Origin of the sequence: Marinomonas transparens, from assembly GCF_016463975.1 — a bacterium.
GTDB classification, from domain to species: Bacteria; Pseudomonadota; Gammaproteobacteria; order Pseudomonadales; family Marinomonadaceae; genus Marinomonas; species Marinomonas transparens.
The window spans coordinates 1-339 of the sequence record NZ_JAEMNX010000092.1 but is presented as its reverse complement, the minus strand read 5'-3'; the positions used below and the strand labels follow the sequence as shown (position 1 = coordinate 339).

Sequence of the window (339 nt, the reverse complement as noted above, 5' to 3'; positions counted from 1 at the left end):
AAGAGAAAGCCCTACCTTAAATTGAGCCCCATTTAGTCATTGAATGATCCTGCATAAGCGCCTCCATGTTCGGAGGCGTTTGCAAGCTACCCATTACATCTAATCTAGCTGAGCAGAATCCACTTCTTTAGGGCGTTCATCTGCGGGCTCGGCCCAACGAGCAGCCAAATGTATTAAAATAATGATCATCGCCACTGGCACAGAGATGGAAATCCACACCATGGGGATGCCTAATGTGTCGGCCGTTAAGCCCGCTTGTCTGGCCAGAAACCCTCTCGCAAAGCCCCCTTTTAAACCGATAAAGCAAAAGTAAACCACGGGTAAAATAAAGGTGAGTAC

The 339-nt window shown here is 47.8% G+C and carries 1 protein-coding gene; it reads right to left on the bottom strand.

Annotated features, from left to right (window positions below; genetic code table 11):
* Window positions 1-99: 99 nt before the first annotated feature.
* On the bottom strand, window positions 100-339 hold a 240-nt coding region (locus I8J31_RS20785; RefSeq protein WP_199470497.1), incomplete at its 5' end, for a hypothetical protein.